This window comes from Fulvivirga lutea, assembly GCF_017068455.1.
GTDB lineage: Bacteria > Bacteroidota > Bacteroidia > Cytophagales > Cyclobacteriaceae > Fulvivirga > Fulvivirga lutea.
Map to the genome: position 1 here is coordinate 1523230 of NZ_CP070608.1, position 26808 is coordinate 1550037.

Sequence of the window (26808 nt, forward strand, 5' to 3'; positions counted from 1 at the left end):
GTATGTTTTAATCGAAACTGACTTAAAGAGATTTTATTCCTTCGACAAATCTATAACTGTCTTAAAATTCGTACTGTCTATCTCTTCAACTGTGATCCACTGACCGTATTCATCTAACTTTTGAAGTTTGTATTTACTAACCCCACCATGCCATCCCTGATATGGCGTCCAATTTAATTTGTTTACGTAATTGTCAGTTGTTTTTTGAAGTAAAATAGAATTACTTTCACCGCTAAGTGTAGTTTCAATATCGCATTCGTTGATTACCCGTATCTGATAAGTAAAACTTTCGGATTGTACATCTACCTCTTCATCATAATAGCTGGTAATACCTTTGGGCACATAATCTATTAGTTCAAATTCATTTCCATTTTTTCGTAGAATATCATAACCAACAACTTTGTCAGAAGCTATAGTTGGTTCATTCCATTCGGTTAATATACTTTGATCATCCACAACTGTAGTCCTAACGATATTCACATGTTGCTGCTCAAACATGTTTTTTTCGACTGTAATGCTGGAGAAATTACTTTCTGAATAATATTGACTTCCATTCAAATTCAATGCCCGTACACAATAATAATATTCACCTGGGCAGAGAGCCTCATTCTCTTTATAACTATTTTGATCTTTTGAAATGACTTCCACGGGCTCCCAATCGCCTCCTTCTGGTCTTCTCGATACTAAATAGTTTTCAAAATCATGCCCTTCGTAGTGGTTCCAAGTGAGTTGAATTGAATCCCGGATAAGTTCCGATTTAACATAAATTGTTTTGTACTGAATTAAGTCCTCTAATGGTGCAGGCTCATAACAATACCCTTGAGATTGAATTTTATAGTGATACGGATTTTCATTTAGTTTAACATTTAAATCCCGATATAAATCATTAGATGTAGACCATAATGTATCATATGGAAGGTAGTCGGGTTCAAATGTGCATTTCTTATACAATACATGATACTTTAAATTATTCAATTTGTATTCATCATAATTTATATCTATTTCCTGATTGTCGATAACTGATATTCGGTAGATATCAGGTTGTTTTCTAAAAGTAGTGTCGTACACGGTAATTTTTTCTGAGAGCTCAAAGCTATCTGTACAGAATCCTTCGTTTGAGACCTCCATCTTTATTTGATATACACCGGGCTTCGTGTAAGTATGTTCGGGGTTCTCTAAAGTTGATGTTTCATCATCACCAAATAACCATTTAAATGTGGGGTTCTGTAAGTTGCTGGACTTGTTGGTAATATCTATGGAAACTGGTAAGCACTGGTTATATGTATCAACCTCAAACGATGCTTTAGGTGTAGGTATAACAACAACTGAATCAAATTTGGTAAATTGATTACAGCCATTGTCATCATATGAAACTAATGATATGTCATAAACCCCAGGTAATTCATATTCATGGCTAGGACTTTTTAACGAGGAAGAATTACCATCACCAAAGAGCCATTCCCATCGTACTGCAACAGTCGATGTATCGTTAAAAGTAATTTGATCTGGATGACAAACAATAGAGTCTGAAAGTACAATCTTAGAATTCGGTCCTTTTGAGCTGATTGCATCTTTAACTATTAATGTATCTGAACAACCGATATCATCACTGGCAATAATGGTAACGTCAAATTGCCCTATGTCTGAATAAACATGGATTGGATCAACACTGGAAGAGAAGGCCCCATCCCCAAAATCCCAATGATACTGTGTGGCATTCTTTGAATTATTAGTGAAGTCAATTAAGAGAGGAGCACATTTTGAGTCAGTCTCACCAATTTCAAACTCAGCTTCTACGTAATTAACCTTTATATAGCTCGTTTTTACTACTTTGTCATTGCAACCATCTATACTTGTTGCGATGAGTGTAATGTCGTACAGGCCTGGTTCAGAAAATGTATGAACTGGATTAATGAGGTCCGAAGTTGTTCCATCACCAAAGTCCCAGATATAGCTTTTTGCACCCTTAGACTGATTATTAAATACCAATTCTTGACCCTTACAAATTTCGGTGTTTGAAACTGCAAAATCTACTGTAAGGAAGGAGTTTATTTGTTTTTTGACTGTAATAGAACATCCACTATCTGATATTGCTGTAAGTTGAACAGGTTTATCAGGTACAGAATTGAATATGTGGCTTGGATTTTCTTCAGTTGAAATTGTTCCATCCCCAAAGTCCCACTGCCAACTGACTGCATTTTTACTATTATTGATAAAATCTACCTTAGCAGGAAGACAGGTTTGTTCTTGGCTGTAAGAGAAGTCAGCGCTGATAGAATCAACTACGATCAGATTTTTTCGACTTAGTGTATTGCTACAAGAATTGTTTGTAGCAATCAGTTCAACATCGTACGTACCAGAATTATACTGATGGCTTACATTTACTTTTGATGAAGTACTAGAATCTCCAAATAGCCAAAGAAAGCTTGAAGCATCTGTAGAATTGTTTGTGAATGTAACGTTCAATGAATTACACCCATCAGTTTTATTCACAATAAAATCAGCCTTTGGCGTATTATATGTTACTTCCTCTGGCAAAGTAATGTTCTGAGAGCAACCATCTAACCCATGAGCTTTTACTTGAATTTGATAGGTCCCTGCATTTTTGTAAGCATGAACTGGCAGGTCTTCGGTGCTTACTTCACCATCACCAAAATCCCATACCAAAGTCTCAAACCCTTTAATATTATGGTTGATAATTAAGGAGTCATTCTCACATAAATTGGTTGGATAATCGAAAATCACATAGTCATTTCCAACGATCACATTTTTAAGAACTTTTGAAGTACAGCCTGAGGCATCTTCTACTTTTAATGAAACTTGATACACTCCCTGTTCTTTGTAGGTATGTGTTGGATTTGAATCTAGGCTCAATTGTCCATCACCAAAATCCCATGTTGTTGATTTATAATTGTCGATGTCTTGATTGAATGTGACCGTATAGCCAGAGCAATTAAATTCTTCTAAATAACTAAAATTAGCGTTTGGTTTTTCGATGATCACTTCTGAGTAAACATCTAGTGTATCAATATTCCCATTATCATAGTAAGAGATTAAACCAACATAATAATGACCGTCATTTGTATAGATATGTGAAGGAAATTTTTCGGTTGAATTAGTACCGTCACCAAAATCCCACAGCCATGATTCTGCCTGCCATCTTGGGTTTGTAAAATTCACTTCAGCCGGGCTTCCACATAATTTAATGATATGTTTATATACAAATGTTGTGTCTGCGAATTGATTATCACCTTCTTCATCATCCAATGAGCAATACGGCCAAGGAGAACTAATTAATTGAGACGTAGTATTAGAACAGCCGTTTTCATTTGTTACTGTTAGCTGTACGTTAGTTTGTCCATTGGTAGAGAAATCAATTATCGGATTTTGATCCGTGCTGGTAGTGCCATTCTCAAAATCCCAGAAGTAAGAGGCTCCGGTTTTTTTCTCAGTATTAAACTGAATGGTAAAATTGGGACATCCGGCTGTAGTATCAACTAAATTAGAAGTTATTTTGGCTTCTACTTTATCAACCTCAATTTGATTATAGTTGTCAATGTAGCTCTCACAGCCATGAATGTTATTAGTTCTTAAAGTAACTGTGTAGGTTCCAATTTTCTCATATGAATGTACTGGGTGAGGTTCGTTTGATTTTACACCATCACCAAAATCCCACTCCCAAAAATCTTTGCCAACATCACCATTAAAGAAAACCTCCGTTGACTGACAGGTAGTTACTTGTTCAGGGGTGTCGTATTCAATTTCGTTAGGAAATACCCTGATCATATTTTTTAAGTTAAGTTGCTGATCACATCCAAACTTGTTTATAAAATGCACACTTACAGGATATTCTCCAGGATTATCAAATGTTAAAACAGGATTGATTTCTGTACTTGTAATACCTCCAATTTCCCAAAATGGATTAGTTACTTTCTGGTCTTCCAGGGTGAATTCAATTTCTACAGGACTGCAACCACTGATTGATGATGCTATGATTTTGTTCTTAGCAGAGTAAATATTAAAAATGGAGTCATATTCTACAGTTTTAGTGCAACCTGAACTATACGTTAATATGGCTTTAAGGGAATATTTTCCAGGATCATTTAATTCAAAATCAGTAGAAGGCCCAACTAATTTTTTGCCATTAATAACCCATTCGGATGATAACACTCCAGGTGTATTATTCACTAAATGACCTACAAACGGAATACAGCCCTCTGTTATGCCTAAATCAATATCTGGTTGAGAAATATTTTTTACATCAATAGAATTCTCTGGAATAATAGTGTTAGTACAGCCTTCTTTACTCGTTACTTGAACTGTATAAGTATAAATACCAGCATCTGTAAAATCTTTTGAGAATTGTTTTTTATCCGTTGTAAAGCCATCACTAAATTGCCACAATACAGCATCAGTAGTTTTAAAGTTTCCTGAGAAATCAATGACACTTCCTTCGCAAATAATGGAATCAGATTGAGCAATTATAGGATTGGGTAAGTCGTAAATGTGTATGAATTTGTCAAAAGATTTCTTGGCTGAACATCCATTTTCAGAAGTTACTTCAACGGAAATATCGTAAGCCCCTGTTTGAGTATAGGTATGTACAGGGTTCGAAAGGTTTGAAGTGCCACCATCCCCAAAATCCCATGCGTAGGAGTCATAATCCACTGAAGTATCAAAACTTACAGTAGGGGAACTAATACATGAATTACGATCATCAGCAGCTATTAGAATTTCCTCAACACCAATAACCTCAACAAGGTTAGTTTTGGTGAGTACCTTAGAACACTCTTCTTCATTATAGGCAATTAGTGACACTGTGTATTTACCACTTTTAGTATAAGTGTGTTGAGGATTCTTTTCAACTGAGGTTTTTCCATCACCAAAATCCCAAACATATCGTACCGCATCTGTAGTGGTATTAAAAAAATCTATTGGCGAATTAATACATACGGAAGTGGCTGCTGTACTGAATTTAACTTCTGGGTATGCAATGGCCTTTATTATTTTTGGTAGTGTTAATTGACTTGATGATCCATCTGATTTATTCACTGTCAATTTAACTTCATAACTGCCCAAGGCCTCATAAGATATTGACGGAGATGCTACAGTAGAGGTTTTGCCATTCCCAAAATCCCATAAATACGAAGTGGCACTTCCTCCTGTATAAGAAAAACTTACACTAAATGGGATGCATCCTGTATATTTTGAGGCAGAAATAGATTCAGATTGTCCAAAAGTTGGCACAAAGCTGATACAAATTAATAGCGATAATAAAGCTCTCATTATTCTTTGATTTTTAATTGATGACCATCACACTTCCGGTCTTATTCACCTGACCAAACTCTTTACCATATGCCACGAGTTTGTAGGTGTAGCTTCCAAACGGTACAGGCGTTCCATGGTAGGTACCATCCCATTTTGCGCTTGCGCTGTTAGTTTCAAATACTGGTTCTCCCCACCTGTTATATACTACCAGATTGTATTTCTCAATGCCCTCACCAACAGCACCAAAGGTGTCATTCAAACCGTCATTATTTGGGGTAAAGGCCGATGGCAAATAAAGCTTCATTGGTAAGAAGAGTTTTACTTCATTAGAAACACTTTCTATGCGTGGATTATCATTGCTTACGGCCACAATTCTATAATTAATAGACTGATTATCATGTAGTTGCGCAAATACATGAGTACTTAAACATATCAAGATGGTTGTAATTAGAGTTTTCATGTTTTTCTTATTTAAGCATTGTTATACATGGTTTACTAGAAGAGGTATTTTTGGAATGAAGGACACTTACCTTTGTACTTGTTCTTGACCTTAAATTTTTTTACGACATCAAACTGGTAGCCTATCGATATTTCATGCGCATTATCATTGGTAGTTTTATAACCACTAATTGCAAAATCATAACTGTAACCGATTTTGAATTTTGAAATATTGACACCAAGAGAAGTAATGATTGCATCATTTAGTCGGTACCACATTCCGGCAGTCCAAATACCATTTCCATAATAGAGCCCAAGATGCAGGTAATCAAATTCGGCCTGTTTTTCATAAATCACATTGGGCGAAACATATTGACCATCATTTCTTAATCCTGAAATTGGAAGCATGGCTCCCAAATGAACCGTTGTTTTAATCGGAATAGTAGTTTCAGAATCAAGTGAAAAGTTCTCCTTAGGCTTGTTTAAATGGCTCAATTTAAGTCCACCATAAATGGTTTCTGATGAATATGATAAACCAACATGAACGTCAGCCTGGGTAACATTTTCATTTCCAAACCGCTCCTGAGTATTAACTACAACCCCATTTCTTTGATGTAACTGATCCTCAAAGGTCAAAGAGCTCCAGTCTAGTTTTTTTTGATACGCCCCAACCTGAATACCAAATGCAAGTTTTGAATCTCTGTTGATGTCTATACGATGACCTAAGGTGGCAGCGTAAGAAACAGATTTCAAAACACCATTCATTTGGCTATCATTAATAATTTGAATACCCCAACCTGAACGCCCACCTAAGGAAGCATCAAATGAGAACATGGAAGTTGAATATTTGTAGGTATCAGTGCCTTGTTCTCTATGAGCGACCGTAGTTCTTATATTTCCAGCCATTCCAACTAGCGATGGGTTCAAATAGGTAGGGTTCGCATAGAATTGGGAGAAGTGTGCGTCTTGAGCAGTAGAGTAAGAATAAGAAACAAATCCTAAGATGAAGGTTAATAATATCTGACGTGCCATATTCGTATTTTTAAAATTGATACTCCAAATATGAAGTATTAGGTACCGCCAGAAATCAGAGATTTTCTCAATTTGAAAAATCAGTAAAACACTTAAAATATCAGGTTTATATACTACTCTTATTTACTAGAATTCAGAAAAAGTGTATTGACCCACTCTTATAAAGGGGTTGACTACCAGGTGCTTTAACTAGTAATGACCTTAAACCTAAGTTAGGTGGGGGCTTAGTAAGTGAGGTTAGAAACTATAAATGAAACATATTAGGAAGCTGAATCTTTAAATGACTACCAACCTGAAAAGCTGAATCAAAATAAATACTTCCATTCATTTCTTCGACAAACTGCTTCACCAGGGCTAATCCGATGCCAAATCCTTTAGATTTATGAGATAAGCGAAAATAGCAGGTGAAGATATTGGGAATATGCTCTTTCGGAACTCCGATGCCATTATCTATAACATCAATAAATAGTTTTTCTTTTTCAATATTTAACTCTATGTCTAAAAACGAATTGGTCTTTCTTTGATCATAATAAATGATGCCATTTTCGATAATTTGATTCAAAATAAATTGAAAATAATCTGGGTAAGAGTAGAATGTAAAAGCTCCTTTTACACGTTGTGAAATACTTATTCGAGAAGTATCAAGATATTTTTTAGCTCTTATTACAGCACGGTTGAGGTGGGCACTAACATCTACTTTTACCATATTTATATTAGGTTCATACCCGGATAAATGCCCTTTTAGATGTCTTATATAGTTTTCTTCAAACGTGCTTACTGGTTCTTCTAATGAATCAATAGGAAATTTTATTTGATGATTAAGTAGCCCCATATTTTTCGTTTTAGTCATGAGGTAAATATGAGCATACCAAATGAAATAGAAATTAGGGAATTGCTGATTTTGATTGCAGGGAAATCCTTATAAAAAGGTACGTATTCTACTTATCAGATCTCAATAATCTTATTCTTTATGGCATATTTTACAAGATCAACCGCATTTTTTAAATCTAACTTTGCCATTAAATTTCCCTTATGGGTCTCAACAGTCTTTACACTTATAAACAATTCATCAGCAATTTCATGATTTGATTTTCCTAAGGCTAGTTGTTGAAGTACCTCAAATTCTCGATTAGTAAGTTCGCTGGATTTAGTGGGTTTTGATTTGGGTTTATTCTTTGCATTGTACATGGCATCCATTACAACTTTAGTGACATCCTTTGAAAAAAATCGTTCACCATCATGTACTGTTTTTACTGCTTCAACAAGTGTTTTTTTGTCAACATTCTTGGGCAAATACCCATCAACACCAGCTTGAATAGCCAATTGCACTAACTCTTCAGAGACATCACTTGATATTAGAATGATTTTAATTTCTGAGTTCTGCTCTTTAATCCATTTTGATGCCTCTATTCCGGTCATCCCATGCATAATAATATCCATGAGCACCACATCAGGGTTTTTGTCATTTGCTTCATTAATAGCTTCTTCACCACTTGTAGCCTTACCAATGATTTTGATGAATTCCAGATTACTAAGCATAGCATCTATACCTTCTAAGAGAAGCTTGTGATCATCTACTAAAAGCACTTTAATACTCTTCATCACACATTAATTATTTTATGAATTTCGTCCAATAAGTCAGTAGAGGAGCAAGGTTTTGTTATATACCCATCCACATTAAGTGATTTTGCGATTTCCATATTTATTGGATCAGTAAGAGCTGAGAATATAATTACAGGTATATCCTTCGTTGCGTCCGTTTCTTTTACTTTCTGTAAAAGTTCGAGGCCAGTCATCTCAGGCATAAGTAAATCAGTAATTACTAAATCCGGTTTCTCCATCATAATTTTTTCTAAACCCTCCAGTCCGTTTCGAGCTGTAGAAATTTGAAAATTTTCCATTTCAAGTATATCTCGAATATTTTCGCGCAAGTCATCGATATCGTCAACAATTAATATTCTTTTCATTCTTTAAGAGGCAATGTCACCTTGAATTTGGTACCCTTTTCTATTTTACTTTCTAATTCGATGGTGCCTTTTAAAAGATTCACGGCCTTTTTAATTATAGACAATCCTAACCCGGTACCCTGAATTGATGTAGCATTTTTGCTTCTATAAAACTCGTTATAAATATTACCTAATTCATTTTCAGGGATACCAATCCCTTTGTCTTCAACTATAATTATAATTAAGTCATTATTTATCGAAACGTCCAATTTGACTACATCTCGTTCAGGGCTAAATTTGATTGCATTGTTGAGTAAATTGTTTATTATGTTTCGAATAAGCTTATTATCTAAATATACCTCTTCTTTTGTTGATGAGAATTTAAAATCAACAACATGAGAATTTTTACTTTGATTTTGAACTTCAATAATGAGCTTTTCACAATGTTCTTTTAAATTGAATACACTTTTTTCAACTTTAATCTTACCTGCCTTATCCTTACCAATTTCCAGAATATCATCCAGGAGATGCGTCATATGATCAGCTTGCTCTATAATGTTTTCCAACTTCACATTAACTTTCTCCCAATCTATTTTAAGGTAATAATTCTTGATATAATCAGCTGCAAACTTGATACTTGACAATGGTGTCCTAAATTCATGAGAAGCCATAGAAACAAATTTGGTTTGCATGAGAACCAATTCTTTTTCCTTCTCAAGTGCCGCTTTCAAATCCCTGGTGCGTTCTTCAACCCGATATTCAAGATGATTTCGATATTCAATTAATTCGGTAATGTCCTGTCCAACACAGATTATCCCCACATCTCCAGTTTCGAAATCTATCCTTGTATTACCACTGAAAAGAAAAATAACTATTTCACCTGATTTGGTCTTTAGAGATAATTCACAATTACTTGTAATGCCATCCTCGATGATGAACGAAATGAAATCTCTTACTTTTTCTTGTTCATTGACCATTACGAACTTCTCAAAGAGGTTCTTTCCTAAAACCTCTTTTTTGGCATAACCTGTAATATTCTGGGCGAAATCATTCCATTCTGTGATTTTACCATCTTTATCAATACCAAATATGGGGGCGTTTGCAGTCTTGATTAACTGTACAAGTTCTTGAGCAAGCCTGTTTAATTTCTTTTCACTTTCATAAGAGCTGGTTACATCCCTAAATGAAATAACTGCTCCAAGTTTTTCTTCATGGATGCTATAAGGAGCACTATTAAAGATCAACCATTTGTGTTTAGAGCCATTTTTTAGCTTATAAATAAAATTAAATTGAGTCTTTTCGTTAATGTCCTCTTTAACTGTAAAAAAGTCGGATCTCTGCAAAGGATTGTTTTCACTATCAAATACTGCAAAATTATTGAAAATCAATTTTGAAAAAGTTATTTGGTCCAACTCTTCGATTTTCAAAAAGTGTTTGGCACTCTTGTTTGCATTTAAAATTTTTTCTTCTGAGTCAACTAAGGCTACTCCTTCAGTCATAGATTCCAGTACACTTTCATATTTGGCCTGATTTTCTTCAAGTAGCTTGTAAGCCTGTATTTGTTCAGTGATATCTCTAGAGGTGCTTACAATATTGTGAAGTTCACCATGCATGTAAATTGGTTCTGCAAGTGTCTCCAGATGGATGTAATTTTGATCTTTGCGTTTGATTTTGTATTTGAATCTTTGTAGTTCTACTATTGCTCCACTTTGTATGTGCTTAAAAACCAAGTCCTTTACTCTATTTACATCATCAGGATGTATCAATGAAAAATAGGAGCATGATAGAAGCTCTTCCTGAGAATACCCCAATACCTTTATGGATGAGGGGCTTACCCAGGAAAACTCTCCGGTGGTATCATGAATACATACCAAATCCTGTACATTCTGAGCCAACAACTGATAATACAACCGACTTTTGTCGAGTAGACTTTTAGTTTTCAACATTTTAAGTTGATTTCTATAATCTACAATCTCTCTTTTGATCGCAGGAATAAACCGTGATTCATGGTTATCTATAATATTATCTTTTAAAATAAAATCATCTGCCCCCATTTTCATGGCCTCTACTGCGGTTTCTTCTCCCACAGTACCAGAAACAAGTATAAAGGGTATGTGAGGGTTAATTTCTTTTGTGATGCGCAAGGCCTCAATGGCGTTAAATCCGGGGAGACTGTAATCACTGATGATTAAATTCCAGTCCTTATTATCTTTCAGTGCATCTCGCAATTCGGTAGGAGATTCTACTCGTTTCGTCTCAGCGTTAAGACCTGATCGATTTATAACCCTTAAGATTAACTCATAGTCATCCACTGAATCTTCTACGATTAATATTTTGATCAATTCATTGGTGAATTTCTCTTCGTTATTCTTATTAGCATCATTTTCTATCATGCTATTGGGTATTTAATTGTAATTGCTCGGAATGAGGTATGAGTATGGTGAATAGCGTACCTTTATTAACTTCAGTTGTTACAGCTATTTTACCATGTAATTTTTCTACTGCTTGCTTAACAATATATAGTCCCAATCCCGACCCGTCAGATCTCTCATCTCCTCTATAAAACATGTCAAATATTTTATCCTGCAGTGGTTCTGGTATGCCCTTCCCGGAATCTAGAATTTTAATTAATATATCATTGCCTGATTCCCTTATTTCCAGCTCAATAGTAACCCTGCCATTGACATCAGCGCCATATTTAATCGCATTTTCAATCAGGTTTTGAATGATGCTTTTAAATAATAAAATATCTCCTTTTATCTTTAGCTTCTTATCAATAAGTGTATTTATGGAGACCAAGCTTGTATTATAATTTGACGAAATAGAATCAATTATTTCTTGAATTGCCTGATTAACATGTATTTCGTACTGGATGTATTTCCCATATTTTATGTTGGCTACATCACGAAGTACTTTCAATGTTTTTTTTAAATGACCAACCCTCACAGACATCATATTGATGAACTTTTCCTTATCATAATCAGAGGTCATTTGCATGATATTTAACAGACCTTCAACAGAAGATACAGGTCCCTTCAAATCATGACCAATTCTGTAAAGTAAAACCTCCAATTCATTATTGAGCTTCTCCAGATTTTTTTGATTTAAGTACTTTTCGGTTACTTTTCGTATTAAGACAGTAGCACCAAAATTTGAAGAGGTAGCTGTGCCCTCAAAGTATTCGATTTTGTTTTTAATTTGACTCCTCAGATTGAATGTTTGCTTTTGTCCAGTGTCAATTGTCTTTTGTATAGTAATAAGTAGCTCTTCCTCCGCCCACTCTGGAAATAACGAAAGCAAATGGGCGTTTAATTCTACTTTCTTTTGAAATTCCCTCTCTGTAGCTGTATTCCAAAATAACAAATGAAGTTTATCGTCAATGGCAAAGAATATGTCAGAGATACTTTCCATTAGATTCTTATATCTGAGCTCACTCAGAACTAAGTTCTTTCTATATTCTTTCTGACTTTTCTTTACTTCATATTCTTTAATCTCTCTCTTCAATACTGCAATCAGGCGATTCTGATTTGCTTTATTCACATAGTCATTTGCTCCTAAACGCATTAATTTTACTGCATTCTCTTCTCCAATAGTACCAGAAACAATAATGAATGGAATTTCCTGATTTACTTCACGAACAATTTTAAGAGCTGACGTAGCATCCATAGCCGGAAGTTTATTATCGCATAAGATCAAATCGTATTCTAATGAATTACACTCATTATACAATTCATCTTTGGAAGCTACCCGCTTAGACTGAAATTGTAAGTTAGCCTTCTTAAGTTCGAGACGTATTAATTCATAATCCTCGACTTCATCCTCTACAACTAATATTTTAATTGATTTATCCATTACCTATTCAGTTTCTGGATATGGATAGTTAATGACGAGCCAATACAAGCCGAGTTGACCAACTGCATCTACAAAGCTGGTAAAGTCTACAGGCTTCCTTACATAACTATTGGCGCCATTTTCATAGCATTTAACTACATCATCTTCCTGATTGGAAGTAGTCATAATAACCACAGGAAAATTTTTGGTGCTTTCGTTTTCTCTTATCCTTTTTAAAACTTCCAATCCGCTTAATTTTGGTAATTTCAAGTCGAGTAGAATTATTGAGGGTTTGATGGGTTTTCTTTCTTCTGAGCCAAACAATAAATCAAGGGCTTCTTCCCCATCTCTGGCCACTACTACCTCATTTAAAATATTATTTTTTTTAAAGGCACGAAGCGTAAGTATTACATCATCTTCATTGTCTTCCACTAGTAAAATCTTTCTTTTCATCTCGCTGTTTCATCAAGTTTGAAATAGAAGGTAGCTCCGTTATTTACCTTACTTTCCGCCCAAATACTGCCACCATGTTTGGTGATTATTCTCTTTACTATAGCCAGGCCTATTCCGACACCCTCAAACTCTTCTTGCTTATGCAATCTTTGAAAAGGACCAAATAATTTATCAGAGTGGTTGGTGTCAAAACCGACACCATTGTCCTTGATGTAAAAAACTTTATCAGTTTGGTCAACTCCTATTTGTATTAACGGATGTGCGACTTTTGAAGAATATTTGATGGCATTATTAATTAAATTCTCAGCAGCAATGGTTAGAAGATTAAGGTCACCATGTGCTTTCATTTCTTTATCAATTTGAAAGTCATATTTATCCAAACCTTCTTTTTCATCAATAATTTGTTGACAAATTTCAGATAAGTTGACAGGCTCAAATTTTAATGGTTTCCTTGATATTCTTGATAGATTCAATAAATCATCAATCAAACCGCCCATTTTTATGGCCGCCTTGATAATTCTTTTTAAATACGATTTACCTAACTCATCCAACTTTTCTGAATAGTCTTCTTTCAAGGCTTGTCCGAATCCATTAATACTTCTTAATGGTGACCGTAGGTCATGGGATACGCTGTAAGTAAAAGAGTCAAGTTCCTCGTTGATGGTTTTTAAGCTGATAATCTTTTGCTCTAATTGTTTATTAATTTTTTGCTTTTCTATTTCCTGACGCCTCTTTTCCGTGACATCCTGTATTTGCTTGATAAAATATTGCAACTGCCCATTTGAATCATAAGCTGCGGTAACATTAGTCTGGCCCCAAAGTAAGTTTCCATTTTTATGGTAGTACCTTTTTTCTAGTTCATAGTTTTTAATTTCCAGATTGTTCATTTTTGAAATCATTTCACGGGTAATCGCTAAGTCATCTTTGTGGGTGATGTCCAGATAATTTAGGCTTTTTAATTCGTCTTGGGCATAACCTAAAGTATTGCAGAGGGAGTTATTAACATCTAAAAAATCACCTTCCAATGAAACTATTGCCATCCCAATAGCAGAGTATTCTAAAATGGAGGTAAACTTCTCTTCACTTATTCTGAGTGAATCGTTAAGCTGTTGTAGTCGTTGTTCGGCTTCACTACGTTTTTTCACCTCTTCTTGTAGCTGATCATTAAGCATAGAAAGTTGAGTAACTTTTTTAGAGAATATCTCCTTAATAGCGTTGGGCCCCTTGTATTCCATCACAGAAGGAGCAATCTTAACCAAGGCTACTACAGAAATACTTGATACAATTGCAGTGAAAAACCTCAACCAGGCGCTTAGTTTATATGCGGGCCACCAAAAAATAATAGCATCAATTAAATGTGTTAAACCACAAGCTAAAATGAAAGTAATGAATAGAAGGTAGACATATTTGAATGGTATCTCTCTTTGTTTCTTTATATAGTAAAACCCTAGCACACCCGGAATAGAAAAATATGCAAGCCAGGTAATAATATCTGAGATTATGTATAACCATCCATGTGCAGGAGACCATACTCCACAATTCCATCTTGCCGGCCATTGACTTGTATCAAAAACATAAAATAGGCTCGTGGCAACTGGCTCCGAAGCATCCTTATGGACTTCATTTGAGAATGAAGCTAACTTTAATTGACAGTTAGGAGAATGAATTCCTGGTTTTTGTGATGCAATACATGAAGTTATAGGATTGTCTGAGATATTCTGACAACTCGTAAGCCAAGTTATTATGACAACATATAAGAAGAATTTTGTCGCCAAAGTGAAATTATTTTATGAAGTGCTAATTCATATTCTGAAAAAATGTAAATATTAATTGTATGAATATAATAAATTTACCAATAAAAACCATCATAATTTCACTTTTTTATTATTTTATTAGGTAATAACATACTGGATATTGCTCCCACAACATTAGTAATCAGGGATTTACAAACTAAAAATTTATACTTTTTAATTACTGAAAAACCTGAGTTTTTAAGGAAATCCCTTATTTGTATCTACACAAGTGGCTTGATAGCTTCTCCTAAACCTATTAATTATTTGCAAAATCCTTTGTTACATCTTGTTCTCTACGTGAATCCCGTAATCGTCAAAATCAGCAATTCACGGATGTTTGGGCTTTTTTTTAGAGATACATTTGAATAGTGAACAAAATGATAATGCCATGAAAACTCTATTAACATCTCTTTTAGTTATTCTTAGTTCTATCGCATTTGCTGGTAATGATGGCCCGGAAAACAAACCATCTGACTCGCAAAAACTAGCAACAGACATATTTCACGCCTATCAGTTATATAAGGCTAAGGATTATGATAAATGTAAATCACTAATGCAGAATCAAGAGTTAAACATTGTAAAAGATGTGCTGCATAAGGTATCGATGAGTACTGCAGTTGATAGTTTGATTTTTGAAAATCAAGAGGCCAACTTTTGGGCTTATTTAAAGTCGGTGGATCTCAATTATTTGCGAGATATAGAGGCTGTTTTTGCAGTGCAGGTAGAAGATACTGACGGCCTGTTAAAAGCTTTTAGTCAACTACTAAAATCAGATCAAAAGGACTTAATTAAAGAAACAAGTAATGAGATTCACTTTAAGAATAGTTCTGGAGGATATGTTGTAGACCAACGGTTTAAGAATCCTTCTAAATCATATATTTCAAATTTGTATGAGTATAAACTCATTAAGCTTGATGGATATGTAATTTTTGAACTTAAAGAATCAGTTCCTGCATTATTTGAGCCTTCTCTAGAACCTACTGAAAATCAATTACTTGCTGATAATTAGGTTTTTTTTGCTACTAAATTAAAGTCAAATTTTGAACTCACAAGAAAGGCACTAATGCTAGTGCCTTTCTTTATTTACTGAATTATTGATTTTAATCTTTATTAAAAAATGCTTATATTTTATTTTTATAAAAAACCATTACTATTCAATAAATTGAATAATACTAAGTTAAAGATTGACAAAATAAATTCTGCATGGTTAATTCATTGCATAATACTCTTAAGTCTATCGGGCACATCCTTGATCAAATTGACCATCATATTTGTTTATTAAATGAACAGGGTGATATACTTCTGGTTAATAAGGCATGGAAGGATTTTGCGAGTGAAAATGGTGCAGTACACACTTCCTTTGAAGGCGCCAATTATTTCCATGCTAGTAACAAATGCGAGGCGGAAGTTGAGAAATTTATAGCCGAGGTCAAAAAAATACTTTCACGTAAAAAAGAGTATGCTGAAGTAGCGTACCCTTGTCATTCCCCAACTCAAAAAAGATGGTTTAAAGCTAAGGCCAGGCAAATTATAGTTGAAGATCAGCTTCATGCGATTATTATACATGAAAATCAAACTACAGAAGTTGGCCTGGCAGATGAAATTGAGCTCTTATTAAAAATATCAGAAATCATCCACCACGAAGAAGATTTTTTAAAAGCGCTTAATGAGGTTCTAAAACTATTATGCGATTTTTCTCAATGGACGTTAGCTGAAATTTGGCTCCCACAAGAAGAAGCTTCACTGCTTAAATATAGTGGCGCTTGTTATTGTAAGAAAAGAGATCTGCAAGCTTTTTGTGAAGCCGCCAAAGAAATCAGATTTGAAAAAGGAGTTGGACTACCTGGAAGAGTTTGGGCAACAAAGAAATATTTATGGATCGAAAATTTAGCTGAAAGTAAAGACTTTTTAAGAGCTGAAATTGCAAATGAATTGGGAATTAATTCAGGCCTCGCACTTCCTATTTTATTTAATGATTCGATTCATGGTATCATGGCTTTTTTTCATGATGGTACGAAGAAAAAGGACCAACATTTATCGGAGTTAATATTTAGTATTTGCAAGCATCTCGGACTTTTATATCATCAAAAAAATCTGGCAGACCGACTAAAAAAGGAAAAAATATTTATGAGATCCATAGCTGATGACCAGTCAGAGATGATCGTGCGTTGGAAGCCAGATGGAAAGCGGTTATTTGTTAATCGTGCATACTGTGAAAAATTAGGTATTACTGAGGAGGAGGCACTAGGTACAAGCTTCTACGATCAAATCCCGGCCAATAGCCTAGTAAGAGTAAAAAAAATCATAAATGAGCTAACACCTGACAATCCTGTCAATTACGACAGAAATCAAATGATACTAGCCGATGGTAGCATCGAATGGCATCAGTGGATGAATCGGGCTTTTTTTAATGAGGAAGGCAAACCAATCGAATATCAAAGTGTAGGGCAAAATATAACAACAGCGGTAGAATCTCAGGCCAAATTAGAAGAAAATAAAGAACGGCTGCAATTAACTTTAGAGTCCGCAAAAGTCGGCACATTTGATTGGTACCCAAAAGAAGATCAACTTTTCTGGGATGATCGATTATTCGAAATATTTGAAGTAGAGCCAACTCTAAATATAGACCTAAATGCTCACTTTTTTAATGTAGTACACCCTGACGATAAAGAGCGAGTGACGAGAGAATTTCAAGAATCTTTAACAGAAGGTGGCAGAAGTAGTCATGAAATAGAATATCGGATTGTAATAAATGGAAAGACTAAATATATCCTAGCACATAGTCGAATATTCAGGGATAAAAGTGGAGAAGTTATTCGAATGTTGGGAGCCTCACAAGACATCACTGAAATTCGAGAGGCAGAAAATTTTCTTCAATTAGTATTGGATTCTGCCAGTATTGGAACATTTGAAAATTACCCTCAACAAGATATATCCAATTTTGATAATAAGTTCAGGGAAATATTTGGCATTGATAAGGATGAAAAGGAAGAGCTATCAGAAGCCTTTTTTAGTAGAATTCATCATGATGATTTGGATAAAGTAAGATCCCATTACGAGGAGAGGATTAAAAGAAATGGGCTCAATGAAATTAATCTCGAATATCGGATTGTGGTAGGTGGTAAAGTCAAAAATATCCTTGGTTATGGTCAGGTCATTAGAGATGGTAAAGGAGAAGCTTCACGGATCGTGGGAACTGTTCAAGACATCACTCCTCTAAGGGAGTCAGAAGAAAGGATGCGGAAAAGTGAAGAGCGCTATAGAAATATTTTCAATCAACAATTTCAATATAGTGCGTTTCTAGATATGGAGGGTAAAATATTGGAAATTAATGACTTAGCTCTAAAAACCCAGAGAGTTTCAAAAGAGAGTTTTGTAGGGCGGTATTTTTGGAATTCACCGGGGTGGGAAGGCGACAACAATTTACAAAGGAAAGTAAAAAAACAAATTGATAGATTAAAAGATAAGGGTGAATCATTTATAACTGAAGACGAGTTTACTGATCCCTTAGGACAAATACATTACTCAACATCACATTACAGTTTGATACGGAATCAGAAAGGTGAGCCTGAAAACATCCTCGTCCAGGCAATTGATGTAACAAATGAAAAACGATCCAAAAAAGAAGTAATAGAAAGGGAGCGTAAGCTTTCTCTCATATATAGTAATACAAATGATTTTATTCTATTAATTCGATGTGAAGAGAAAAGATACGTACTTGAAGAGATAAATGATAGAAGTATAGAGTTACTTAAGTTCTTTGAACTCAACATTCCAAAATCAAGGCTGATCGGAATCTCTATGAGAGAGGTGTATGAAGATTTAATCAAATATCCTAAAGAAAAAGTTGAAGAAAGGATTAAGAATTTTGATCTAATAAAAGATAATCGAAAACATATATCTTATCAACAAAGTATACAAACTGGTTTAGGGTTGCTTGTAACATCTGTAGATGTTGTTCCAGTCATTCAAGCAGATAAAGTAACTCATCTTCTGATGGTAGCTAAGGATATTACAGAAAATTACTTGGGACAAAAGAAACTAGAAGAGGCTTATGAAGAAGTAAAAAAGCTTAAAGCCCAACTGGAGCAAGAAAACATTTATCTGCAAGAGGAAATTAAACAGGCCAATGACTTCGAAAATATGGTCTTTAAAAGTAAGGAATTCCGTAGTGTTCTAAACAAAGTAGAACAGGTAGCCAATACGGATGCTACAGTTTTGATTACAGGGGAAACGGGAACAGGTAAGGAGCTTATTGCAAGAGCCATTCATAACGTAAGTAACCGTTCTGTGAAACCTATGATTAAATTAAATGCTGCTGCCATACCCAAAGACCTTATTGAAAGCGAGCTATTTGGTTATGAGAAAGGGGCATTTACCGGAGCTACCACAAGTAAACCGGGTAAGTTTGAATTAGCGGATGGTGGCTCAATTTTTCTTGACGAAATAGGAGATATGACGATGGACCTTCAAGTAAAAATTTTGAGGGTATTACAAGAAGGTGAAGTAGAAAGATTAGGTAGTACGTCAACTAAAAAAGTTGATGTAAGGGTCATTACTGCTACAAATAAAGATTTGGAAGAGGCGGTAAAAGAAGGGAAATTCAGAGAAGATCTTTTTTACAGGTTAAATGTTTTTCCTATTAAAATCCCACCATTACGATCCCGGCCGGATGATGTGCCTATACTCGTACAACACTTTATATCTAAATATAACCTTAAACACAGCAAGAATGTGAATGTAATTCCTAAAACTGTTATGGATTATTTGAGAGCTTACACATGGCCGGGTAATATAAGGGAGCTTGAAAATACTATTGAAAGAGCAATCATTCTAAGTTCTGGTGAAACATTTGATTTACCCGAAGTAGTAAACAGCGCGTTTACCCAGGAAAAATGGGAACATGATAATTCTTTGGATGTCGTAATGCAGAATCATATTCGCCAAGTATTGAAATCTTGTAATTGGAAAATTGAAGGTGAAAACGGAGCAGCAGTTCAACTGAAAATTAAACCAAGTACGCTACGTGATAAGATGAAAAAATTTAACATCGAACGTCCGAATTAACTCACGGCATTTCGTGGAAGTCGATTTCTACTCAAGGTAAGCCTCGGTATTCCGTGGGTTTTTGATTGCATCGATTAGTAGAAACATTTTGAATATATCTGACTATCAGTCAGTTAAAAATTTAACATCAAGCTTTTATATTACTGGCACACCCCTTGGTATAGCGTTTTTGTGAAACGTACAAAAAAAGGTATTGTATTAAGAACCGGAAGGCACTGGATTAAAGGGGCGATATTTTATTCAGAACTATTTGTATCAGAAGATTTTCCAATTGTAGATCGTCAAGCGATAACAGAGCACATTGACATTCTCGATGATTTTATTGGAAATAAGAAAATGCTGTTTTTAAGTGACGTTTCAACATCTGATAATATACTCAGTTTTGATGCCCTAAGGGTTTGGGGGGGTAACGAGTCGCTCAATAAACATCGGTTAGCTGAGGCGTTTGTAGTTAGCTCATTAGCTGATGTATATTTTTTTAAGCAGTACATCAGATTAAACGATTTGGCATATCAGGCTAAAGTATTTAATGATAAAAAGGAAGCAGTTAATTGGTTAAGTGAATTATGAAAATTAGTAAAATGGAGGAAGGGGTTATGGATTTAACCGTTGATAGATTGGATGGATTCGAAGAACGTACACAAATAAAAGTCTTGTACTTAGAAGACAACTCAAGTGATGTAGATCTTTTAGAAATTGAGTTATCAAAAACAGGTAATTATCTTATTAAAGCGATAGAAACTAAGGATGAATTGATAAAAGAGTTGAAGGGCGAATATGATATTTTTATCTGTGACTACTGTCTTGTTGGATTCGATGGAAAAGAAGCTGTTAAAATTGCCCAAAAAATCAGACCTGATATCCCTCCTGTTATATTATCTGGAACAGTGGGAGAAGAAGAAGCCGTTAATATATTACATTCAGGTGCTTACGATTTTATTCTGAAGCAAAATCTTAAACGAATACATCGTGTAATTGATAGAGTTATTCAAGAAGCAACAAGAAGAAAACAAGCTCAGATATACCTGAAAGAATTGGAAGATAAAAACGCTTTACTGAACTCAATTCTTGATAGTTTGGACGACTTGATGTTCTTCAAAGATACTGAAGCAAAATACATACGTGTTAACAAAGCATTTGTGAATTATTTTAATATCTCTGAAGAAAATATTATTGGGAAAACCGATCGAGATCTTTTTTGCGCAGAGATCTACAATAAAACCGAAGAAGCTCATGAGAAGGTTGTAAAAAATGCAAAATCCGTTAGGTTTCATACAGAATACATGAAGTCAAATGGTAAGTTTTCCATTTTAGAAATTGTAAAAACCCCTATAGTAAGCAACGGTAAGGTAATTGGGTGGGTAGGTGTTAGTAGGGATGTTACTGAGAAAAGACTACTGGAAGAAATGCTTAGACGTAATCAATTAACCTTAAGTCAAGCTGAAGAAATTTCTGGAGCTGGAAGTTTTGAGTTGAATGATGATCTGGGGGTTTTGAGATGTTCGGCTAATCTCTTAAAGATTTTCCATATTAATTCGGAACATGATCAAATATCTCTAAGTAAACTCTACAACATTGTTTATGAAGCCGATAGAGTGCTCTTTATGCAGCAATTTCAAAATGCAATTAAAAATAAAGAAGCATTAAGTCTGACTCATAGAATATTTATCGATAATGATATTAAGTATTGTAAGACAAGTATTAGGCCCGATCTAACCAATAATAATGGTCTTTATTATGGTATCGTAGTCAATATGACGCCTGAGCGAAAGCAAGAGGATATTATAAGCAACATACAGGAGAGTGAAAGAAAGCGCATTTCTCGTGAATTGCATGACAGCATCGGTCCGAAACTGGCCGCGGCCATGATGTATATGGATCAGTTACATATTAAAGAACAAGATGAAAAAATTGCTAAAGTACGCACCATCGTTTTAGATTCTGTAAATGAAATTCGGGATATCTCCAGAAGTTTATCTGTGAAAATGGTTGAAGATAATGGCTTGGAAAACGCCATTGAGGATTTATTTGACCATATCCCTTCTGAAATTGAAAAGGAAATTAAAGTTGAAATTAATGAGGACGAGATAAGTCCGATGATAGCAGCTCAGGTTTATCGCATCGTTCAAGAGGCAATTAACAACATGCTTAAACATTCTGAGGCATCTGCATTTAAGTTTTCAATGGTTCAGGATCAGTCAATTTTAAAGTTGGATATTAAAGATAATGGGTCGGGCTGTAACATTCATGAAGCGAATGGTAAAGGAAATGGAATCAAAAATATAACCCATCGCGTGAAGCGTTGCCATGGTATAGTACGGTATTCTTCTGATAAAGGCAATGGGTTTAGTATTGAGATTAAAGTGCCAGTAAAATGATAAAGTGGTTGAAGTCCATATTCGCCAAAAAGAGAAATGTGATTAACACTTTACTACTCTATGTTGTAGTAGCACTTATCTCATTTTCTTTTACTGGTGAAAGTAACATTAAAAATAGTAAGTCGACATCCACGGAAGCTCATCAGGAAGTAAGTCATAGCATTACTTCCAAAAGTATGACTCAGAGCTCGAGCAATGGCAATATATTTCCTGCATCACAACAATCAAACGATCATGATTGGTGGGCTGGAATTATAACTCCAATAGCGCTGTTTTTGGTCTTTACAGTCGGCTTTATCACCAATGGATTGCTGTACTATAATTCTCGTAAGCAAGCAGCCATCGAAAAATTAAAAAAGTTAAAAAGAATTAACGAGATTCTTGAAAAACGGATAGCGGAACAAACCAGTCAATTAAATAATGACAAAAAGGAGCTTGAGATTCAATCCAACAAATTGAATTTGGCTTTACAAGTAGGAAATATTGGTATTTGGGATTGGGATCTACACAGTGGTTCTTTGGAATGGGATAGCTGTATGTTGCATATATTCAATTATCAACCACATGAATTAAACAATTCCTATGAAGATTTTGCAAATCGCGTACATCCAGAAGATTTAAATCGTGTAAAGGATGAAATTGAAAAATCGATAGCTTCTCATGAATTATTTAGATCTGAATTTAGACTTCAATTAAAGAATGGTGATATAAAGTATTTGACAGGAATGGGCTGTGTCATCTACAATGATCAAAGCGAAGCCGTGAGAATGATAGGCACCAACCAGGACGTTACGCACACCAGACTGATACAAAAGAAGCTGGAACTCACCAATGAACAGCTGGAAGAAAAAGTAGCCTTGCGTACTATTGAGTTGGCCGAAAAAATAAAAGAGTTAGAGGAAGTAAATGCCGATCTCAGATCGTTCAGCTATTCGGTATCGCATGACCTGCGAGCCCCTCTTCGTGCCTTAAGTGGGTTTTCTGATGCACTTTATGAAAGTTTTGGTGATGCTCTAGGAGAAAAAGGCAACCGATGGGTCAATTTTATTAAAAAGAATGCCGCACATATGGATGATCTTATTGAAGATATTCTAGCATTATCAAGAACTACTCAGCGTCCCATCAGTAAGACGGTCGTGGATATGAAATCACTTGCCTTAACAGTATTTGAAGAAAATAAACTTCTATTTCCAAATGTTAAGTTCAATTTTCAAGTGGATGACCTTGAAAATGTGTCAGCTGATGCCGGACTCATGAAACAACTGTGGCAAAACTTAATTTCCAATGCCATGAAATATTCTTCTCAGAATGAGAACGCAACCATTACAATAAGCAATACAGTGAGTTCAACTAAGGTCACGTACAGCATAAAGGACAATGGGGTAGGATTTGACGATCAATATAAAGATAAATTATTTGTACTCTTTCAGCGCCTGCACTCCAGCGCTGAGTTTGAAGGAACGGGCATTGGTCTTACCATAGCCAAAAAAATAGTAGTAAAGCATGGGGGTGAAATTTGGGGTGAAAGTAAGGGGCAAGGTGCCACGTTTTATTTTTCACTTCCATTAATAAAAAAGAAAATATGATAAACGAATCAAATATAGTACAAATACTTCTTGTTGAAGATCGAGAAGAGGATGGGGAACTGGCGCTAATGGGCCTGGAATCTCTAGTAAATAATATTAAATGGGTAAAGGATGGAGCGGAGGCTCTGGATTTTTTGTTCGGAAGAGGTATGTACGAGGGAAGGTCAATTAATGAACAACCAAGACTTATTTTGTTGGACATTAATCTTCCAAAGGTTAACGGATTAGAAGTTTTAAAAGAAATTAGGAGTAATCCAATTACTAAAGCCATTCCGGTAACTATTCTTACCACGTCTAAAGATGAAAAAGACATCTATGAGGCATATAATTTAGGAGTGAATAGCTATATCAGTAAACCTGTAAGTTTTGACCAATTCTCAAAAACAGTAAAAGAAGTTGGTATGTATTGGTTGGTTATTAACACTCCACATATTAATCAGAGCTCATAGCACCGAAATGAATGAACAGGTAAAAGTATGTTTTCAATACTGTAAAGTGAGGCAATATTTTATAATTAAAGCAAATTGAAGATGAAAACGATATTATTAATAGACGACCACGAGCTCATAAGAGATGCTATTAAATACTACTTTAGTGATGATGCGGATTATGTAGTAAAAGATGAAGCTACAAATGGTGAAGAGGCACTGGAGTTGCTAAAGAATAACAGCTATGATATTCTCATCTGCGACATAAACATGCCCAAAATGGATGGAATGGAACTGATGGAAAACATTAAACGGAATTATCCTGATCAAAAAGTATTAGTGCTTTCCATGCACGGAGATGTTAGTGCCATCAACAAGATGATATCCTTGGGCGCACATGGTTACACATTAAAAAACTCTACAAAACAAGACCTTAAAACGGCCATAGGCCAAATATTGAATGGTGAAAATTACTTTTCAAAAGATGTGTATGAAGCCATTATTAATCGTATTGCAAAGAAAGAACCTAAGAAACGATTATCACTAGAGATAGAATTAAGTTCTCGAGAAATAGAGGTTCTAAAACTTATCGTAGCAGAATTTACTAATCAGGAAATAGCAGATCAGTTATTCATTAGTATCCGTACGGTAGAAACGCACAAGCGAAACCTTTTAGAAAAAACGGGTTGCAAAAATGTGGCCGGGCTCGTCATGTACGCAGTAGAAAGAGATCTTGTGGGCAGCGAACCTACTCATTAATAATAAACGGAAAAAAAGCAGAGACTCTATTGAATCTCTGCTTTCAAAATCAGTCGGGATGACTGGATTCGAACCAGCGGCCCCTACTACCCTAAAGTAGTGCGCTAACCGGGCTGCGCCACATCCCGAATAATGAAGACTTAGCGTCTCAAATGATTTGCAAACATATAGAAGTCGGATTAATAATAAAATATGATTATGATACAGATTATTACATTGACTGAACATCAATTACTCTAGTCTGTTATACGCAGGTATGCAAGTGATTATTACTTCGAAAGTAAAGGGCGAGCTAGATTGGGTTTATTCCAATTTCGATGCTGAATTATTTAGCTATTTACTGCCGCCCGGTGCTAAATTGATTGCCTTTGGAGGGTCTGAAAAAGGAGCTATTGTCCATCTGAAATTACCTGTGGCGGGTGAATGGATTAGTGAGATAATTGAAGAAGAATCTACAGAAGGGCAGCGTTATTTTATAGATGTAGGCAAAAAACTGCCTTTCCCTTTGGCAAGTTGGCATCACAAACATCTTTTAACACAAGTCAATAGCCATGTGAGGATTGAAGATAGAATGAGTTTTTCTACCGGCTTCTTTTTATTCGATGTTATGGTTGCTCCATTTTTATGGCTAGCATTTATTCCTAGAAAATGGCAGTATAAAAGCTACTTTAAAAATATCAGAAGGAAAGCATCCTAATCACACATTCGGAATCTTAATGGTAAAGGTCGATCCCTTCCCAACTTCTGATTCTAGGAGAATCTCACCATCAAGGCGTTCAATGGTTTCTTTTACTATGAAAAGACCAAGGCCGCTACCACCCATTTTTTCATCGGAGCCTTTGTAAAACATACTGAAGATGTTGTTTTTCACATCAGGTTTAATGCCAATGCCGTTGTCTTTTACTTTAATAATAGCCTCTTCTTCATTTACTTCGGCAGTTACTTCTAACTCTGGAGAGTCTTGCTTTAGGTTGCTGTATCTGATAGCATTGGATATGAGGTTGTTCAGAATAATTTCTAAGCGATATTTATCACATTTAAATGGAACACTTTGATCTACCTTATAGGTTTTTTTAATATCCTGCGAGCCAATAAAATATTCGTGAATATCAATAGATTCTTTGATTAATTGCTCCAGATTGATATCGTCATTTTTAACCTCTAAATGCGAGTTTCTTGAATATTGAATTATCTCTTTAAGTAGTAAATCTAGCCTCAAAACACTTTTTTCCTGCAGGTCAAGGTACTCTCTGATTTTATCCAGTTGCTCTTCGGTTTTTGCCAAATTTATTAAACCTAAAACGGAAGCAAGGGGAGCCCTCAAATCATGTGAAGATCTATACACCAACTCATCCAGCTCTTTGTTCGTTTTTTGAAGCTGATCAATCAACTCTTTATTTTCCACCTTCAACCTGTAGGCTTCAAGCGCATAATCTATGGTTTCTTTCAGCTCTTTTCTGTCCCATGGCTTGGTGATGTACCTAAATACGCGGCCTTTATTTATGGCAGATATAATAGCCTCCATATCGCTGTAGCCAGTCAGAATAATTCGGGTTATTTCAGGATACATATTGGCAATCTGCTCCAGTAGCTCAACGCCTGTCATGTTAGGCATTCTTTGATCTGTGATTACCAGTCGAATATCATGCTCCTTCAGCATGTCCAATCCTTCCTGTGCAGATTTTGCTACAAGTACATCATATTCCTTTCTGAAAATGATTTTGAAACTATCGAGATTTTTTTCCTCGTCATCTACATACAAGATGAGTTCCTTTTGGGGCGAGGACTTTTTAATCATACTCTCCATCTGCATCTTTTAGAAAAGTGAA

The 26808-nt window shown here is 35.2% G+C and carries 19 protein-coding genes and 1 tRNA gene; 8 read left to right on the top strand and 12 right to left on the bottom strand.

What is annotated here, in order from left to right:
• Window positions 1–33: 33 nt before the first annotated feature.
• The 10 genes from JR347_RS06960 to JR347_RS07005 form a co-directional block, all read right to left on the bottom strand.
• Window positions 34–5286, bottom strand: a complete 5253-nt coding sequence (locus JR347_RS06960; RefSeq protein ID WP_205723326.1) for a PKD domain-containing protein — start codon at window positions 5284–5286, stop codon at window positions 34–36.
• Between the two features lie 13 nt (window positions 5287–5299).
• The gene (locus JR347_RS06965; protein WP_205723327.1) at window positions 5300–5728 is read right to left on the bottom strand and encodes a T9SS type B sorting domain-containing protein; all 429 of its coding nucleotides are present in this window, start codon (window positions 5726–5728) and stop codon (window positions 5300–5302) included.
• A gap of 35 nt (window positions 5729–5763) precedes the next feature.
• Window positions 5764–6738 carry a PorP/SprF family type IX secretion system membrane protein gene (locus tag JR347_RS06970; RefSeq protein WP_205723328.1) on the bottom strand — a complete coding sequence of 325 codons (975 nt, stop codon included), beginning with the start codon at window positions 6736–6738 and terminating at the stop codon, window positions 5764–5766.
• Between the two features lie 244 nt (window positions 6739–6982).
• Complete coding sequence (locus tag JR347_RS06975) at window positions 6983–7588, bottom strand: sensor histidine kinase (protein ID WP_205723329.1); 606 nt, start codon at window positions 7586–7588, stop codon at window positions 6983–6985.
• 95 nt (window positions 7589–7683) lie between these two features.
• On the bottom strand, window positions 7684–8340 hold the full coding sequence (locus JR347_RS06980) for a response regulator (protein ID WP_205723330.1): 657 nt from the start codon (window positions 8338–8340) through the stop codon (window positions 7684–7686).
• Window positions 8340–8705, bottom strand: a complete 366-nt coding sequence (locus tag JR347_RS06985) for a response regulator (RefSeq protein ID WP_205723331.1) — start codon at window positions 8703–8705, stop codon at window positions 8340–8342. The genes JR347_RS06980 and JR347_RS06985 overlap by 1 nt, the downstream gene beginning before the upstream one ends.
• Window positions 8702–11077 (bottom strand): PAS domain S-box protein, encoded by a 2376-nt coding sequence (locus JR347_RS06990; protein WP_205723332.1) that lies wholly within the window; start codon window positions 11075–11077, stop codon window positions 8702–8704. The genes JR347_RS06985 and JR347_RS06990 overlap by 4 nt, the downstream gene beginning before the upstream one ends.
• Before the next feature lies 1 nt (window position 11078).
• On the bottom strand, window positions 11079–12536 hold the full coding sequence (locus JR347_RS06995) for a hybrid sensor histidine kinase/response regulator (protein WP_205723333.1): 1458 nt from the start codon (window positions 12534–12536) through the stop codon (window positions 11079–11081).
• Window positions 12537–12539: 3 nt separating this feature from the next.
• Window positions 12540–12968: a response regulator gene (locus tag JR347_RS07000; protein WP_205723334.1), complete on the bottom strand. Its 429-nt coding sequence runs from the start codon at window positions 12966–12968 to the stop codon at window positions 12540–12542.
• Window positions 12965–14743 (bottom strand): sensor histidine kinase, encoded by a 1779-nt coding sequence (locus JR347_RS07005; RefSeq protein ID WP_205723335.1) that lies wholly within the window; start codon window positions 14741–14743, stop codon window positions 12965–12967. The genes JR347_RS07000 and JR347_RS07005 overlap by 4 nt, the downstream gene beginning before the upstream one ends.
• Window positions 14744–15149: 406 nt before the next feature.
• On the opposite strand from JR347_RS07005, the gene JR347_RS07010 reads away from it, so the two are divergent.
• The 7 genes from JR347_RS07010 (at window position 15150) to JR347_RS07040 (ending at window position 24979) form a co-directional block, all read left to right on the top strand.
• The gene (locus JR347_RS07010) at window positions 15150–15770 is read left to right on the top strand and encodes a hypothetical protein (protein ID WP_205723336.1); all 621 of its coding nucleotides are present in this window, start codon (window positions 15150–15152) and stop codon (window positions 15768–15770) included.
• A 194-nt stretch (window positions 15771–15964) separates the two neighbouring features.
• Window positions 15965–19828, top strand: coding sequence for a sigma 54-interacting transcriptional regulator (locus JR347_RS07015; RefSeq protein ID WP_205723337.1), 3864 nt, complete (start codon window positions 15965–15967; stop codon window positions 19826–19828).
• Between the two features lie 171 nt (window positions 19829–19999).
• Window positions 20000–20398, top strand: a complete 399-nt coding sequence (locus tag JR347_RS07020) for a DUF7793 family protein (RefSeq protein ID WP_205723338.1) — start codon at window positions 20000–20002, stop codon at window positions 20396–20398.
• Window positions 20395–22206: a hybrid sensor histidine kinase/response regulator gene (locus JR347_RS07025; protein WP_205723339.1), complete on the top strand. Its 1812-nt coding sequence runs from the start codon at window positions 20395–20397 to the stop codon at window positions 22204–22206. The genes JR347_RS07020 and JR347_RS07025 overlap by 4 nt, the downstream gene beginning before the upstream one ends.
• Window positions 22203–23792, top strand: a complete 1590-nt coding sequence (locus tag JR347_RS07030) for a sensor histidine kinase (protein WP_205723340.1) — start codon at window positions 22203–22205, stop codon at window positions 23790–23792. Before JR347_RS07025 ends, JR347_RS07030 begins: the two co-directional genes overlap by 4 nt.
• The gene (locus JR347_RS07035) at window positions 23789–24241 is read left to right on the top strand and encodes a response regulator (protein ID WP_205723341.1); all 453 of its coding nucleotides are present in this window, start codon (window positions 23789–23791) and stop codon (window positions 24239–24241) included. Before JR347_RS07030 ends, JR347_RS07035 begins: the two co-directional genes overlap by 4 nt.
• 81 nt (window positions 24242–24322) lie before the next feature.
• Entirely contained in the window at window positions 24323–24979 is a 657-nt protein-coding gene (locus JR347_RS07040; protein WP_205723342.1) for a response regulator transcription factor, read from the top strand.
• Between the two features lie 53 nt (window positions 24980–25032).
• On the opposite strand, the gene JR347_RS07045 is transcribed toward JR347_RS07040, so the two are convergent.
• A tRNA-Pro gene (locus JR347_RS07045) sits at window positions 25033–25107 on the bottom strand.
• A gap of 128 nt (window positions 25108–25235) precedes the next feature.
• Between JR347_RS07045 and JR347_RS07050 the strand changes: the two genes are divergently transcribed.
• Complete coding sequence (locus JR347_RS07050; protein WP_205723343.1) at window positions 25236–25676, top strand: hypothetical protein; 441 nt, start codon at window positions 25236–25238, stop codon at window positions 25674–25676.
• On the opposite strand, the gene JR347_RS07055 is transcribed toward JR347_RS07050, so the two are convergent.
• Window positions 25677–26786: a hybrid sensor histidine kinase/response regulator gene (locus tag JR347_RS07055; RefSeq protein WP_205723344.1), complete on the bottom strand. Its 1110-nt coding sequence runs from the start codon at window positions 26784–26786 to the stop codon at window positions 25677–25679.
• Window positions 26787–26808 lie beyond the last annotated feature (22 nt).